The organism is Cognatundibacterium luofuense (genome assembly GCF_018139685.1).
Lineage (GTDB): Bacteria > Pseudomonadota > Gammaproteobacteria > Burkholderiales > Burkholderiaceae_D > Undibacterium > Undibacterium luofuense.
This window is the reverse complement of sequence record NZ_JAGSPN010000551.1, coordinates 1-297: the sequence shown is the minus strand read 5'-3', so window position 1 is coordinate 297 and position 297 is coordinate 1. Positions and strand designations below refer to the sequence as shown.

General features: G+C 52.5%; 1 protein-coding gene. It reads right to left on the bottom strand.

The window, feature by feature from the left end; translation table 11 throughout:
* Positions 1–37 precede the first annotated feature (37 nt).
* Positions 38–297: aldehyde dehydrogenase family protein (locus KDM89_RS21615; RefSeq protein ID WP_212689834.1), on the bottom strand; the 260-nt coding region annotated here is incomplete at its 5' end.

Genomic DNA, 297 nt, shown 5'->3' with positions numbered 1-297 from the left:
TTCCTGGTTGAGATCGAAATTCATCGCACTCACCCATTCACTTCAACGCGATCGTGGTATTCACACCAGCTCCAGCCTGGCTATCATCAAACCAGCGCTGGGTCACTGTTTTAGTCTGGGTATAAAAGCTGATGACCTGCTTGCCATAAGGGCCCAGATCACCGAGTTTAGAGCCGCGCGAACCGGTAAATGAAAACAAGGGTACCGGCACCGGGATAGGCACATTAATACCAACCTGACCGACATCGATCTCTTCCTGGAACTGACGTGCCGCCGCACCGGACTGGGTGAAAATCG